Below are 15,337 nucleotides of genomic sequence, written 5' to 3'. Positions count from 1 at the left end.
CTCTGTGGTTATCTGATTTTTATGTTGAAAATATCTTTTAATACGTTTTTTGCGGCATTGTAGCCACACATGCCATGTACTCCACCTCCAGGCGGGGTAGATGACGAGCAGATGTATAGGCCTTTGGCAGCCGTTTTATATGGCGACCACCTTAAAGCCGGACGGGTAAACAATTGTCCAAGATCTAGTATCCCTCCGTTTATATCCCCGCCGACATAGTTTCGGTTATGTGCTTCCATCTGCTGGGTGTTCATGGTGTGTTTTGCAAGGATTAAATCTTTAAAGCCTGGGGCAAAACGTTCTACCTGATTTTCGATCAGGGCGGTCATATCCTGCTCAGATCCGTTGGGAACATGGCAATAGGCCCAGGCCGTCTGTTTTCCTTCTGGAGCGCGCGATGCATCGAACAAACTCTGCTGAGCCAAAAGCACAAAGGGTTTTTCTGCCTGCCTGCCTTTACTGGTCATCAGTTCGCCTTCGGCTATTTCTTCGAAAGTATTGCCCAAATGCAGGGTACCTGCCCTTCGGCATGCTTCGGCAGTAAATGGGATAGGTCCATCCAAGGCCCAATCTACTTTGAACACCCCCATACCGTAACGGTAACGCTCGAGCTGCCATTTGTAAATACTGGAGAATTTATGCCCTGCTATTTGCAAAAGTTGTTTCGGGGTTACATCAAAAAGCACTGCATGGGCAGAAGGTAATTGACCTAGCGAAGTAACAAAAGTTCCGGTTTCGATTTTTCCGCCCAGCGATTTAAAGTAACCCGCCAATGCCTCTGCAATAAATTTTGATCCACCTTTAGGTATCGGCCATCCTTTAAGATGTCCGCAGGCCATTAATACCAGACCAATGGCTGTAGTGCTTAAATTGCTTAATGGTTGTATGGCATGTGCAGCCATTCCGGCAAAAAGTCCGCGGGCATGCTTTTCTTTAAAACGCTTAACAAAACCTGTGGCACTGCTCAGCGCTTTTAATCCAAAACCAGCCATTGCCAATGGGTGCTTAGGGAAATGTAAAGGTCCTAAAGCATCCTCATCGATCAGCGGCCATGCTGTCGTGATGTTTTCCATCAGGGAAGTATAGGTTTTGGCATCGCGCCCCAGGTATTGAGCAGTTTTTTGGATAGCATGATCCACTATGGCTGCACTACCATCATCAAAAGGGTGAGCAGCAGCCAAAACAGGTTGCAGGTATTCCAATCCATGCTCAGCCAAAGGCAAGGTTTTAAAAAAGGGCGAAGCCACTGCCATAGGGTGAATAGCCGAACATACATCGTGCGTAAAGCCAGGCAAAGTGAGTTCGGCCGAGCTGAGTCCGCCCCCAATCACCTCTTTACCTTCTATTATCAAAACGGAAAGCCCCTGCTGCTGCAAAAGGATGGCCGCAGCCAATCCATTTGGCCCCGATCCTACTACTATTGCATCATAATCCCGTTTTTCTGGTTTCATTTGGTTATTTTATGGTTTCCGGTTTAAATAGAACGGTTCCGTCATTTTTGATCTGCCATGCAGTAATGGGATTCATGTGGTACCCCCCCAGGTTTACACCACGGGCTTCTACCAATTGTGCTAAAGTTGGCTGTAAGTATCCGGTCTCATCGGTAACACGGCTTAAGATTTCAGTAGCCTCGCCTTTCCAATCCCACAGGCACCTAAAATAAGTATGTGCTTTACTTAGCACTGGCTCCTGCAAATTGGCCAGTTGCCATGTTTTTCCCCCGTCCGTACTTACTTCTACCTTTTCTACCTTCCCCCTACCACTCCAGGCAATTCCTCGGATTTCTACCCAGCCCTTATTTATCTTTTGCGGGTAAGATGGATAGGTAATGATGGAACGCGCATCCAATTCAAAGCTAAACATTCTGATTTTATCTTTTACCGCGTAAGTATATTTTGAAGTTTCTTCCCTGGTCATGTAGGGTTCGTCCGAAAGTTCAATACGCCTTAGCCATTTGATATTCATGTTACCTTCAAAACCGGGTAAAAGTAATCTCATGGGATAACCCTGCTCAGGCCGCATGGCCTCACCATTCTGGGCATAAACAATCATGGCATCATCCCAGGCTTTTGCTACGGGGATGGTACGGGTCATCACCGCTGCATCTGAACCTTCGGCTAAAAACCATTTGGCTTTATCACTAACGCCAACCTCGTTAAATATAGTGGAGAGCATTACCCCTGTCCACTCGCTCTGACTTGTAAGGCCGAGGATATCCTGCGGGGTCATTTCGGCTTTACCTGTACGGAAATTTCCGGCACATTCGATAAAACAGGTACGGGTAACAGATGGAAATCTTTTGATATCGGCAAGGGTAAATTTCATCGGATTATCGACCAGTCCATGAATGAGCAATTCATGTTTTGCAGGGTCGATGGTTGGAATACCTGCATGATGGCGTTCAAAATGGAGATCGGCCGGGGTAATGGTACTGTGCAGATCCTGCAATGGGGTACGCGAAGAAATATCGGAAGGTTTGCGCAGTGGCTGCTCAAATGTTGAGCGTTTACCCAAAGAGCTTGGCCCGGGGCCTACGATTTTGGTCGGATCGTCGGCAATATCCGCTAGCGCAGTTGTTTCAGTCTGTATTTCATCGCCAAAGAGCGATTGTACAGGCAAAACTGCAGCAGCAATTACTCCTCCCAATAATGTACGCCTGCTGATTTTACCAGTGGCTGTTTCCTGATTATTATTCCTGCTCTTTTCCATTATTTTATTTCAGGGCCTCCTTTACGATCGTCCATAATAAACAGTTTTTTAGCTGGCATTACCACTTTGTACAGGTTTTTGGCATCGAGCACCACATCTGCTTTGATAATTTTGTTGGCATTGAGCAAATAGGCCGTTATGCTGTAAACCTCATCATTACTCAGGGATCCGGGAAGATTGTAAGGCATGGCGCGGCGCATATAATCGAACAAAGTTGTGGCATAAGGCCAGTAGTTACCAATAGTTTTAGGCTTGCTGGTGGCCGATGTATCGCCAACCAAAGCATTTCCCGGAAGTTTTACGCCGGCCTTTTCGGTACCCTCAGCACCATGACATACTGCACATTTAAGCGCATACAACGTCTTGCCGGTTTTCACATTTCCCTGTCCTGCCGGCAATCCTTTCCCATCCGGGCGAACGTCGATATCCCAGACTGCGATTTCCTGAGCGGTAGCCGGCCGGCCAAAACCAAATTTAGCCGGTCGCTTTAAGCTGTCAGTTAAGGGCAGTTGAGCCTGCCTGGGTATAAAAGTCGTTTTTAGCGACATCAAAAGCAAAGCTACCGGAAATGCCAGTATTCGTACCGTTTTTTTGTTCATCGCCTTAATATTTACCTGCGCTCAAAGTGCTCTTTGGCAGTACATATTGTCTATCATAACGATCTAGTACCACATAAATCGAATCTTTGCGTTCGTTAATCCCCGAAAGAATCACCCTCGAACCATCCGTAGTATCGTATTTCAATACCATCCGGTGGCGTTTCACTTCTCTTGGTTTTTCAGCAAACTCACGATCCCTGCGGGTAGACCAGGCCGCTTTATCGATCATTTTATTTTCATCACCGATGTGCTGCCAAGCCGTTTTACTGATCCAGTTATCTCCTTTTGGTTTCGCCTCTTTTGTCTTATCAGCATCTTTTGGTCTGCCCCTTAAAGCCATCACATTTTTATCCTGCAGGTAAAGTACTTTATCTACAGTATCAGCATAGTAATGAAACGCCCTTTGTCCTCCGGCAACACCGCTGATTTCGAAAGTACGCTGAATATCGCGCATCGGGCTACCCCCACCGTTTGACGGATCGATAAGCACCGGACGGTTAATTTTGAAAGTCAGCGTAGTCCAGTTTTCGAAAGTGGCCTCCTGCCAGCGGGTAGAATCGAGCGGATTAAATGGAATCGCCTCTCCGTTGATTTTAAACTCGGTTACATGGTAATTCCCTCTAAGTTTTTTAACCCCGGCAGTTGCCGGTTGTTTATAGGGATCGTATTTAAAATTAATGACTTCGGTATAGGTAAGCACGCCGAAAAAGATTACAAAAGTGAGCACCTTTAAGGTAATACGACTGTATTTAAGCCACGGCTTTCTGAAATCGGGATAAATCCTGAAGGGAACGGTATACCGTTCGAGAATGAGCAGGTTGTATAATTTACGAAAATCGTCGGCCGCGATAAACAAACCGAGCAGCACAAAATAAAAGGCATATACGTGTACACCGCCATCGTAGGCATAATTTACAAAGGTGATATCGCCTAGCGCTGCTGCTAAAAGTATAGCTCCATAGGTACTGGTTTTCCGGAAGAAAAGCAGCAAGCCGGCAACAATTTCGACCACGCCACCAAAAACCTGATACCATGGCACTACACCAACCGAAAGCCAGTATATTTTTTGGGCAGTAAAATCGCCAAAATTACTATTAAGCAAGCCCAATGATGGGTATGGCATTTGCGTGGGAAAAAGCTTGGTAAAACCAAAACCAATAATACCGATCCCGGCGCGGTAACGTACTACCACCCTGATCCAGTAGTAAAGAATATGGTAAGATTTGCTTTTGCGGTCGAAAGCAGTCCAGATTAATGCACCTAGCAATGCAAATACCAGTGCAATACCCCAATCTATATAATCGGCTAGGAAGCTTCTTTTTGGAGGTAAAACTGCACTCCGGTCATTTTTGGCTTCAGCCTTTTTAAAATCAGCCTTTTCTGCTTTATTTTTCTTCGCGCCGTCTTTTTTAGCAGTTTCATCGCCAGATGGAGCGTCGGTAATATCGCGCGAACGCTGTCCGCCAAAAAGTGATAAAAAACTGGGCTGGAAACGCGCGATATCGTATAGATCGCGGTAATGCGGTCGCGACCAATCTAAGGTAAAAACGTTTTTATACCAGTTGGCAGAAAACGGGATAGACATGGCCAGGAAGAAAATAAACAGCACGCGGAAGCCAAATTTCTTTGACCATGACCATGGCTTTTTAGCCTCGGCCTGCTGCGCCGTTGCTTCGTTTTCTATATCCTGTTGTTTTATTTCAGACATAACATTAAGCTTTTTTATAGTTTAAGTGCTTTGCGGCGGCTAAGCTTTAATGGATATTTTTTATCGATTTTGTTCAGTACCACATAAATAGAATCGCGGCGCTGATTGGTGCCCGAAAGGATCACCGTAGCGCTGTCAGGACGGCTATAATTTAAGCGCAACTGCTCGCCTTTGTAATGATGATTTTTATTCTCCAATAACAATACATGCTTTACCGAATCGACAGTATAGCTGTAATAATGCCTTCCGGCGGTACCTGCCAGCTCATAATTGCGGTCTTTATCGTTTTTAAATACCTGCTCGTAATTTGCCGAATCGACAATTACTTTCCTATCGGAGCGTACGCTGATGGTGGCCCATTTCTCGAATACCACATCTTTCCAGCGGGTTGAATCTGCGGTAGCATAAGGCAGTACACGACCGTTAATCCTGAATTCGCTTACATTGTAAATACCTGCAGCTTTGGCCAGGCCTTTGCCCCGCGGAAACTGGTAAGGATCATGACGAAAACCCGAATAGGTTTTAAAACCATAAAAGAAAACAAAAAAGAAAATAACTACAGTCTTCAGTACCAAACGCAGAGTTTTGATTTTTCCCACGAAATGTGGCTTAAAGCTATTCGGTGCTGTTGCCCGCTCAAGCGATACGAGGTTATAAATACGCTGTGCATCGAACCACAGTACGAAAAGTGCAAAAGTGATCAGGTAAGTGGCATACACAAATTCGCCGCCTTCGTAAGCCAGGTTGGATATAAAAACATTCCCGGTAAACACCAGAATAATTGCTGCCCCGATGGTTGCTGTTTTGCGGAAGAACAATAATAAACCGGCGAGGATTTCTATTGCACCCAAAAATGCCTCATAAGAAGGTACAATGCCCAAACTCATCGAAAATATTTTCCAGTCGGTAAAGTCGCCGTAACTGGTATTTAAATTACTGATGGAAGGGAAAGGTGCCTGTAGCGGGAAGAACTTAATAAAGCCATAACCGATGATGCCGATGGCCAAACGGTAACGTACCACCACCCTTAACCAATAATTCAAGCGGTTGTAATCGATGTTTTGATATTTCGTTCTGCCCCAGGCCAATACACCGGTTAAGGCAATTGCCGCAACAATGATCCAGTTGATAAAACTATCGGCACCGGGAAGAAATTTCGCGGATAAACGGGTAAGATTAAAAATATCCCCATAACTAATGAGAAACCAGTTAAACCCAAAAACAATTTTAAAAAAATCGACGCTTAAAGGAATGGCCTGAAGGATAAAAAAGAGGAAAAAGAACCTGAATATCAGCTTTTCCCTATCTGTCCATGCAGGTGGCGACGGTATATTCGTGTTGCTCATTGCTTTATTTTTTAAGATTATCGGTTGGAAGCAGGATTAGCTGATTTGCGGGCTTCTTTAATCACCACTCTTTTGGCCAGATCGTATTTCTGACCTGCTGAGAGGAAGAAAAAAGGTCCGTTTGAAGCCGTAAAATCTTCTCGGTTGTTTACCACATGTTTTTCGCCATTGTTTATGATCGTATTGTAATCGTAAATGGCCACAAAAGAATGTCCGAGCACCTGCAAGGTATCGCGCTGTACCAGAATGGCTGTTGCTTCATTTAAACCAATGCCGATAAAATCGGGTGCCTTCCTGATAAAATCAACCAGATCGTACTGGCGGTTGCGCACCAGTAAATGCTGATCGATGGCCGAATATTTAAGGAAACCGAGGCCCTGGGTATGATCGCCCACTAAAACCTGTGCACCATTGGTATCGCCTCTCCACAGAAAAGATCCAATAATACTGGCCCCTGCAGAGCTACCCGCAATGACACCTCCCCTGTTTAGCACATCAATAAAAGCCTGATGGGTAAGCGTGTTGAGGTAAGAATCGGCGATGCGCCATTGGCGGCCACCTTCAAAATAAACTGCGGTTGCATTTTTTAAGGGCGCGATAAATTTCTCGCTATTGGCCTCCTTAAAATCGCTGGTATGGAAAAGGGTTACATTTTTAATTCCTGTTTGGCGTTTTACCTCCTCAACCCCTTTTTTATCATAGGCTGCCGAATCGCCCGATGCGGTAGTAACCACCACCAATACGGCTTTATCTTTACCTCCTGCGAGTTCGGTAAATCTCTCCCAGATATCACGTTGCGAACCCACATTCCCCCCAATAATCAACAGACTGCCTTTCTCGGGACCGTGTCTGGTGTCAGATTTTTTCACGGTAATGGGCGATGATTGGGCAAAGGCCGAATAACAGAATGCGGTTAGGGCCAAAAGAAAGATGCTTAGTTTTTTCATGATCAATTTTTTAATAACCAGGGTTACGGTTTGCTCCCCCTAATTGCGGATCAACCAATGTTTCGTTATAAGGAATCGGGAAAAGATAAAGGTGTTTATCGGGTAGCGCCAGCACAGTTTGCGCACGGTCAGTCCGCACCAGGTTGAACCAGCGGTCAGCTTCGAATGGAAATTCTACCTGACGTTCTTTTTCGAGCGCCAATAAAATATCACTTAAAGTAGCTGCTGTAGTTACTCCAATGCCTGCACGGCTGCGTACCGCATTTAAATCGGTTTGAGCGCTGTTTGTACCGATCAGGTTGCCCTGCTGTGCCCTGGCTTCTGAACGAATGAGATATAATTCGGCAATACGGATAACATAAGCTGGATCGGTACCCAGTGGATTGCGGTAATATAATTTTCCATACCATAAATTGCCTGGGGGCGCGGTTTGTGCAATTAAGGCATTTCGGTTACCACCAATAGCCGGATTATTTAACAAAGCAACCAGCGCGTCGTTAGGTGACCACTCCCTGCGTCCGCCCAAAGCCGGTGGCAACCACCAGTTGCTGTGCCCATTGGTGTTAGATGTAGTATAAGCCAGCTCAAGTATCGACTCACTTGTTGTAACGGCGTTATTGGCAAAAAATGCACTATAAGGTACCACAAGCGAATAATTTGCATTGTCGCCAATTACCGAAGTGGCAAACTGCTCGGCCAGCACCCAGTTTTTCTGATAAAGGTAAAACCTCGCTTTTAGTGCTTGTACAGTGCGCAAACTAACCCGGTTGCGGTTTAAGGTAGTTGGCACCAAAGTTTCCGCAGCGTTTAAATCTTTTAGCACTTGTGCGTAAGTATCAGCCAGGCTACTTCGCGGAATATCGGTATTATCTGATGCGGTATTAGTTGGCTTTAAGATCAGCTGTACGCCGCCCCAACCGCGTGCAAGATCGAAATATGCCAGCGCGCGCACAAAATAGGCCTCGCCAAGATACTGGTTCTTTAGCGTTGGAGTTAGCAATGGATCGCTGACGGCTGGAACCTTATCAATGATATAATTGGCCTGTGATATGGTTTTGTAAATTGCCGTCCACGCCGATTGCACATAGCCATTGGTAGCTGAAGTAAGGTGTTTGGTAATCTCGTTAGGGTCGGACTGTGAGCCCGACCATTGGATATCTCCGGCAGATAAATAAGAAAGCGCCGGAAAATTCGATCCGTAATAACTGTTGGCGGCCAGCAGGTTGAATAAACCATTTACCGCAGTAGCCGCAGTACCGGCATTGATGATGGCCTGATCCTGATCTACCTGCAACTGGGGCTGTACCTCCAGAAACTTTTTGCAGGAAGTGAAGAGGATAATGACTGCGAATATGTATATAACTTTTTTCATGATTGATTATTCGGTTTAAAAAGTAATGTTTGCACCTATCTGGAAAGTACGTGGCACAGGTGGTGTACCTAAATCGTAACCGAGTACGGTAGCCGATGATGACACATTGATCTCCGGATCCGGACCTTTATATTTAGTCCACAACCAAAGGTTTGAGCCGCTTGCGTATATTCTTACCGAATTCATCCTGGCTTTTTTAATAAAATCTTTAGGCAGGTTATAACCCAGGGTTACATTGCTGAGGCGAAGGAAAGATCCATCCTCAATATTACGGCTGGTTGGACTTAATGTATAATTCTGTCCGTAAGCGGTTAATCTTGGCATATTGGTAATATCGCCCGGTTTCTGCCAGCGGTCTAACTGGTACACATCCATTGCCCTGTTGGCATCGCGGGTACCGCCACCTTCAAGAAAATAGTTGTTATTGTTATACACCTTGCTACCATAAACGAAGTTGAAAAACACCGATAAATCGAAACCTTTATAACTGAGGTTATTGGTTAAACCGCCGTTAAATTTCGGCAGTGCATTACCAACCGGAACAATATCATTTGCATTGATCACGCCATTTTTGTCGGCATCTTCATACACGGCATTTCCGGTCTGCGGATCAACATAAAGCTGGTTGTACACAAAGAAAGTGTACATCGATAAACCCTGAACCATGCGTTCGGCGGCATAAGCGGCAACCACTGGTGTAGGCAGTTTTTCTATTTTATTAATGTTGCGCGAAATATTGAAGTTGGTACTCCATTTCAATGCACCATCGAGGTTAATGCTGCTTATGTTGAATTCCAAACCTTTATTGCTCATTTCACCGGCATTGGTAAGGATTGATGAAAAGCCTTTGCTCGAAGCCAGTGGCAGATTAAGCAACAGGTTACTGGTGTATTTATCGTAAACATCACCACTTAAAGTCAATCGGTCTTTAAAGAAACTTAAATCAAAACCGATATTGGCCTGACGGGTACTTTCCCATTTCAGATCGGGATTAGCCAATTGCGATGGCACGGTCCCCGGATTGTTCAGGTAGTTGGCACCAGCACCCCATAAACCGCGTGAGGCAAAATCGTTTATGCCATTCTGGTTTCCGGTTACCCCGAGACTTCCACGGAGTTTTAAATCCGAAATTATGGCAACATCCTTTAAGAAATTTTCTTTTTTAACACGCCAGGCCAGACCTGCCGAAGGGAAATACCCCCACTGGTGATTGGCTCCAAAACGCGAAGAACCATCGGCCCTAACACTGAATACCGCATAATATTTTCCGCCATAGTTGTAGTTTACACGGGCAAAAAACGAAGATAGTTTATACTGTGTTTCTGAGGCGGATGAAGTGGTGGTAGCTGCAGAGGCAATTTGCTGAAACGAATCGTTAGGGAAATTGGTACCCTGTGCCAGCGTTTGGTTGGAAATTGATCCCTGTAACGAATTACCGATCAAAGCTCCAAAAGTATGGTTGCCGCTAACGTGGTTATAGTTTAAGGTTTGTTCATTGGTCCAGATGGTATTATTGCTAACACTTGAAGTACCCAGGTTTTTGTTTGCAATACCCAGGTTGGTTAAGCTGTTCCAGTACTGAAACTCGTTGTACTGATTATAATCAACACTCCAGCTGGTTTTAAAGGTTAAATCTTTGGTAATATTCACCTCACCGTACAGGTTACTGATTAACCTGTTACTAGTACTGTTCATGTTGGTATTGTTCAGCAATATATCCAGGTTATCGAAACCTGCCCACTTACCCGGCGTACCATCGGCATTAAATTCTGGCAGATAAGTTGGAGTATGCAGGGCCGACTGCAAAATACCGCCCTGAGGGCCATCGCCTACCCGTGCATTGGTGCGGTAAGTTTGGGTAAGGATGTTACTGGTTCCGATTTTAACGTAATCGTTGATTTTCTGATCGAGGTTTAATTTAAAACTTCCCCGTCTGAAATCGTTTGTTTTAAGGGTAGCTTCCTGTTTATTTAAGCCCCCACCAATATAATAGGTGGTTTTATCATTACCACCGGAAACAGAAATGTCGTAGTTCTGCAAAAGTCCGGTGCGGAAGGCCTTGTTCAAACGATCATAGGTATTTTGATCCTGAGGCAAACCACGTGGTGCAGGTGAAGCGGTAGGATTATCGGTTAATGCTCTGAAAGGCTGGAACCTGTAAGTAGTAGCCGGACTTGTTCCGTTTACGGCAGCAATGGCAATGGCATCGGCATTTGAATTGCGGTAAAATTCATTAATCAGTTCGGCGTGCTGAGGTCCCGTAACCAATTCCCATAATTCCGGAGTTTTTGCAAAACCTACATATGAACTTAAACTCACCTTCGGCGCTGTATTGTATTTACCGCGTTTGGTGGTAATTACGATTACGCCATTGGCTGCACGTGCACCATAAATGGCTGTTGCATCGGCATCTTTCAGAACCGTTACTGTTTCAATGTCATCAGGGCTTATATCTGATAAGGGGTTATTGGCCTGCCCCTGGGTGGTGATGCGCTGCAATGATCCGCTATTTACATACACCCCATCGATTACATACAAGGGATCGTTACTGGCATTGATCGAAGTTGTACCGCGAATCCGGATAAACATTCCATCGCCGGGAACACCAGTAGAAGTACTTACCTGAAGACCGGGAGCTTTACCCTGCAGCTGCTCGGCAAAAGTAGCTGTTGGTTTAGCCCGAACTTCATCAACTGCAATGGTAGAAACCGAACCGGTTAACGATTTTCTCGTCTGTGTGCCATAGCCTACTACCACTACATCATTTAACTGGCTGTTTACTTCTTTTAGCCTGATGGTTGTGGGGCTGGTACTTACTACAATCTCTTTGGTCTCGTAGCCAACCGAACTTAATATTAAGGTGTAAGGCAATTTCTGACCGGTTACAAAAACAAATTTTCCATCACCATCGGTTGAAACCACGTGTGTAACCCCTTTAATGCGGACAACTACGCCGGGCAAAGGCTGTTTGGTTAAAGAGTCGATTACCACACCTGCCAGTTTGGAATTAATGAGTGGCGGTGGCTCAACCTGGGCAAAAATTTTAAGTGGAACGGCCAGCACGCTTAGCAGCAAAAATAAGCAGGCCAATAAGAATGGTTTTTTCTTATGGAGAAATATTTCCATATTTAACGGGTTTTATTTTAATGGTTGAATTCATTGGATAAAGCTGGATGGATATCAGTGTGTGATTGGCGTTACAGAACTGATATTCCATAAAAACCGGCGAGGCTTCCTTGCCGGTTATTTTTTTATTGGTATTTTAACACATATTTAAGGGAAAGATGGTGATCAGGGTTTAAAATATAATAGGATCAACCTACAGCTATTTTGGAAGAATCAAAATCAACAGCAACACCTATTCCAAGGGAAATACATAATCAAGATATTAGCTTTGAGATAGGCTTTAATAGTAAAGTAAATAGAGGATATTGTTATTGCATTCATGATGGTTGCAAACATATTGATAAAAATTTAATCTACAAAATCTATAGATTAACTATTAATAATGTTACACCCATGCTTCAAGCAATGACTTTTGCCAATTTCTGAACTTTTCAATATGTTGATTTAATGGGCTGAATTATTAATGATCCCCTACAACAATCTTTGTTCCTTGAAATATTTCCCCATCATTCCCTGTAGTTTCATGGAAGCAACCTTCCTCCCTCAGCCCACTTTTAGATGGAAACCATTCAAACTATACAGGCTGCAATTAAGGGATTAAGATTTTTCGAAAGGTAAGGTTAACCCTTGGTCCCATATGCCGGGATGATTTGGCTATTCTATGATCCCATTTAGTCTGGAGGTCTCCTTTCATCAACAGTAATGAACCATGTTCTAGCCTGATGGTATATTTTTCTCTATGATCAGCTTTCCTGCGAATGTCAAAGCCCCTAACCTGACCAAAAGAAACAGAGGCAATAATTGGATGAGATCCCATTACCGTCTCATTATCACTATGCCAGGCGACAGAATCCTGACCATTCCGGTAATAATTCAGCAGTACACTGTTAAAACTGATACCTGCAAGCGATTCAACCTTATTCTTTAAACTCAAAAGCTCTGTAGTCCACATCATGGGTACCGTTTTTCCCAAGGAACTGTAATCCAAGCTAAGCGGATCTCCGAACCAAGCAGAAAGTCTTGGTGTAATTACCTCTTTATCATACATCTTTACTATTTTCTGCCTCCAGGGCACAGTTTTGATAAAGCCAGACAATAAGCTATCTGCCTCCTCAAAGGAAATAAATCCAGGCATATACTCCAGCACGTCTTTTGGAAGACCTGGTGTTTGTCCCGATTCATTAAAAAAACTAAGCTGCTCCATATCCGATACAAATGTGCAAAATAATTTTAAAATACTAATATTTTTAGCATTATATTTGTCCATGTAAATACAAAAAAAGGAGGGTGATCATGGAACAGACTGCAAAAAACAAGATTATTGAGGAATTAAGGGCAAATATCCTCTCCATGCAGGGTTATAAAACAATCTCCGAAACGCAACAAAACATTTCAGGATTACAGCTTTTTGCATCTGCATTTCCTAATCAAACTTTTCCCCTGCAAGGTATCCATGAATTCGTCTCAGATAGCGCGGAAAATACAGCTGCAAGTAGCGGCTTTATCAGCGGAGTACTCTCCTCTCTGATGAAAGACGGCGGTCCCTGTATCTGGATCAGTGCCTCAAGAAAGTTCTTTCCCCCGGGAGCAGGAAGATTTTCGCTTCATGCCCCATCTATTATTTTTATAGACCTGCAGCATGAAAAAGAGCTTCTATGGGTTACCGAAGAGGCATTGAAGTGCGAAGGACTGGCCGCTGTAGTAGCCGAGATTCCAGACTTAAATTTTGCCACCTCCAGAAGGTTTCAGCTGGTGATCGAAAAAAGTAAAACGACTGCCCTTTTTTTAAGGGAAAACCCCAAAATACTATCTAATACAACCTGCCTTGCGCGCTGGAAGGTCAGTCCTCTTCCCAGCGTTCTTCCAGAGGGTATGCCTGGCGTTGGTCAGCCCAGCTGGAAGGCAGAACTCTTAAAGGTGCGCAACGGCCAGGGTGGTATTTTTGAAGTATACTGGTCTGGCAGCACCTTCGATATATTATGCAGGGAAAATGTAAACATGCTACCTGTCCACAAACTTCAGGCAGGATAACGATGGCAAAAAGGTACATGAGTATATGGTTCCCGTTTTTACTAACAGACTGGATGCTTATCCGCCGTCCGGAATGGAAAACTTCTGCACTTGTCTGCGCTGGAAATAACCATGGCCGCATGATTGTTGTTGCTGCCAATCCTATCGCAAATGCACAGGGTATTCAAAGGGGAATGCCTCTTGCCGATGCGCGTGCAATTGCACGCCAGCTAGAAGTCTTTGATGAAAAAACAGGAAGGGCAGAAAAGTTACTAGAAGGGTTGGCTAGATGGGCCATACGGTATACTCCTCTCACCGCTGTCCATACAGATGGCATTCTCCTTGATATCTCAGGCTGTGCTCACTTATGGGGAGGAGAGGAATGCTACCTAAAGCATATCTTAGATCGCCTTCAATCATCAGGCTATTGCGTGAAAGCTGCCATTGCCGGCACCATCGGAGCTGCCTGGGCTATGGCCCGCTATGGGAAAGGGACTGAAATTATCCCTCCATATCAGCAATATACACACCTACTTTCCCTACCTCCTGCTTCGCTCAGAATACCAGAAGAAGTTAGCGAAAAGCTGCACAAACTAGGTCTAAACAAAATCGAACGTTTTATCCAGATGCCACGCAGCGTTCTGCGCAGAAGATTTGGCGGTATCCTACTCAATCGTATCTCGCAGGCCATGGGTGATGAACCAGAGGAATTCTCCCCTGTTGTAATCATACCCGAGTTTGAAGAACGTTTACCCTGCCTGGAGCCTATCCGCACATCCACAGCAATTGAAATTGCCATCCATAAACTTCTCGAAAATATTTGCCAAAAACTAAAAAAAGAAGGCCTTGGCATTAGAAAAGCTGCGCTTATAGCTTACCGTATAGACGGAAAAACCATCACAAGCTCCATTGGTACCAACCGGCCTAGTGATAATCCCAGGCACCTGCTAAAACTATTTGCCTTGAACATCTCCAGTATGGCACCTGGCATGGGCATCGAACTTTTTAGCTTAACTGCTGAAAAGACAGAAAGCATATCCCATCAGCAGGAAAAAATTTGGGCAGGCCAAACAGGCCTGGAGAATCAGCAACTGGCGGAATTTCTGGACCGCGTAGTTGGAAAGGTAGGTAAAAATACCATTCACCGCTATCTTCCAAGAGCTGATTACTGGCCTGAAAGAGCCCTAAAGCAGGCAAAAGATTTACAAGAAGCTACACCTGTAAGCTTTCATAATCCCCTGAACCGTCCTATACGCCTGCTATCCCGCCCCGAACGAATCGAGGTAACCGCCCCTATCCCCGATTATCCGCCTATGCTTTTTATCTATCAGGGTGAGCGGCATAGCATCAAAAAAGCAGATGGACCTGAAAGACTTGAACGCGCCTGGTGGCTCGAAGGTGGCGAACATAGGGATTATTATACTGTTGAAGATGAAAAAGGAAACCGTTATTGGCTTTTCCGTTCCGGCCATTATGCCGCTGAAAAATCCGCTTGGTATATCCATGGATTTTTTGCTTAA

General features: G+C 44.6%; 12 protein-coding genes. 3 read left to right on the top strand and 9 right to left on the bottom strand.

Annotation, left to right across the window (positions count from 1 at the left end):
* Positions 1 to 8: 8 nt before the first annotated feature.
* Genes ACS5PU_RS17030 through ACS5PU_RS16995 form a run of 8 tightly spaced genes read right to left on the bottom strand, consistent with a single transcriptional unit; the run spans position 9 to position 11,807 of the window.
* Entirely contained in the window at positions 9 to 1,451 is a 1,443-nt protein-coding gene (locus ACS5PU_RS17030; protein ID WP_439460358.1) for a phytoene desaturase family protein, read from the bottom strand.
* A gap of 4 nt (positions 1,452 to 1,455) precedes the next feature.
* Positions 1,456 to 2,709 (bottom strand): sulfite dehydrogenase, encoded by a 1,254-nt coding sequence (gene soxC / locus ACS5PU_RS17025; RefSeq protein ID WP_439460357.1) that lies wholly within the window; start codon positions 2,707 to 2,709, stop codon positions 1,456 to 1,458.
* A complete protein-coding gene (locus ACS5PU_RS17020; protein ID WP_439460356.1) occupies positions 2,709 to 3,308 on the bottom strand; it encodes a c-type cytochrome in 600 nt (199 codons plus the stop codon). The genes soxC and ACS5PU_RS17020 overlap by 1 nt, the downstream gene beginning before the upstream one ends.
* Positions 3,309 to 3,312: 4 nt before the next feature.
* Positions 3,313 to 5,016 (bottom strand): hypothetical protein, encoded by a 1,704-nt coding sequence (locus tag ACS5PU_RS17015; protein WP_439460355.1) that lies wholly within the window; start codon positions 5,014 to 5,016, stop codon positions 3,313 to 3,315.
* 14 nt (positions 5,017 to 5,030) lie between these two features.
* A complete protein-coding gene (locus ACS5PU_RS17010; RefSeq protein WP_439460354.1) occupies positions 5,031 to 6,362 on the bottom strand; it encodes a DoxX family protein in 1,332 nt (443 codons plus the stop codon).
* Between the two features lie 17 nt (positions 6,363 to 6,379).
* Positions 6,380 to 7,309: a cyanophycinase gene (locus tag ACS5PU_RS17005; RefSeq protein ID WP_439460353.1), complete on the bottom strand. Its 930-nt coding sequence runs from the start codon at positions 7,307 to 7,309 to the stop codon at positions 6,380 to 6,382.
* Positions 7,310 to 7,319: 10 nt separating this feature from the next.
* Positions 7,320 to 8,681: a RagB/SusD family nutrient uptake outer membrane protein gene (locus ACS5PU_RS17000; RefSeq protein WP_439460352.1), complete on the bottom strand. Its 1,362-nt coding sequence runs from the start codon at positions 8,679 to 8,681 to the stop codon at positions 7,320 to 7,322.
* Between the two features lie 15 nt (positions 8,682 to 8,696).
* Positions 8,697 to 11,807: a SusC/RagA family TonB-linked outer membrane protein gene (locus ACS5PU_RS16995; RefSeq protein ID WP_439460351.1), complete on the bottom strand. Its 3,111-nt coding sequence runs from the start codon at positions 11,805 to 11,807 to the stop codon at positions 8,697 to 8,699.
* A 204-nt stretch (positions 11,808 to 12,011) separates the two neighbouring features.
* Here ACS5PU_RS16995 and ACS5PU_RS16990 point away from each other — a divergent pair, with 204 nt between their 5' ends.
* The gene (locus ACS5PU_RS16990) at positions 12,012 to 12,233 is read left to right on the top strand and encodes a hypothetical protein (protein ID WP_439460350.1); all 222 of its coding nucleotides are present in this window, start codon (positions 12,012 to 12,014) and stop codon (positions 12,231 to 12,233) included.
* 163 nt (positions 12,234 to 12,396) lie between these two features.
* On the opposite strand, the gene ACS5PU_RS16985 is transcribed toward ACS5PU_RS16990, so the two are convergent.
* The gene (locus ACS5PU_RS16985; RefSeq protein WP_439460349.1) at positions 12,397 to 13,074 is read right to left on the bottom strand and encodes an alpha-ketoglutarate-dependent dioxygenase AlkB family protein; all 678 of its coding nucleotides are present in this window, start codon (positions 13,072 to 13,074) and stop codon (positions 12,397 to 12,399) included.
* A gap of 26 nt (positions 13,075 to 13,100) precedes the next feature.
* On the opposite strand from ACS5PU_RS16985, the gene ACS5PU_RS16980 reads away from it, so the two are divergent.
* The gene (locus tag ACS5PU_RS16980) at positions 13,101 to 13,838 is read left to right on the top strand and encodes an ImuA family protein (RefSeq protein WP_439460348.1); all 738 of its coding nucleotides are present in this window, start codon (positions 13,101 to 13,103) and stop codon (positions 13,836 to 13,838) included.
* A gap of 2 nt (positions 13,839 to 13,840) precedes the next feature.
* Positions 13,841 to 15,337, top strand: a complete 1,497-nt coding sequence (locus ACS5PU_RS16975) for a Y-family DNA polymerase (protein WP_439460347.1) — start codon at positions 13,841 to 13,843, stop codon at positions 15,335 to 15,337.

Origin of the sequence: Pedobacter sp. GSP4 (genome assembly GCF_051857575.1) — a bacterium.
Lineage (GTDB): Bacteria > Bacteroidota > Bacteroidia > Sphingobacteriales > Sphingobacteriaceae > Pedobacter.
The sequence above is the reverse complement of the archived record's forward strand: the minus strand, read 5'-3'. Positions and strand labels throughout refer to the sequence as shown.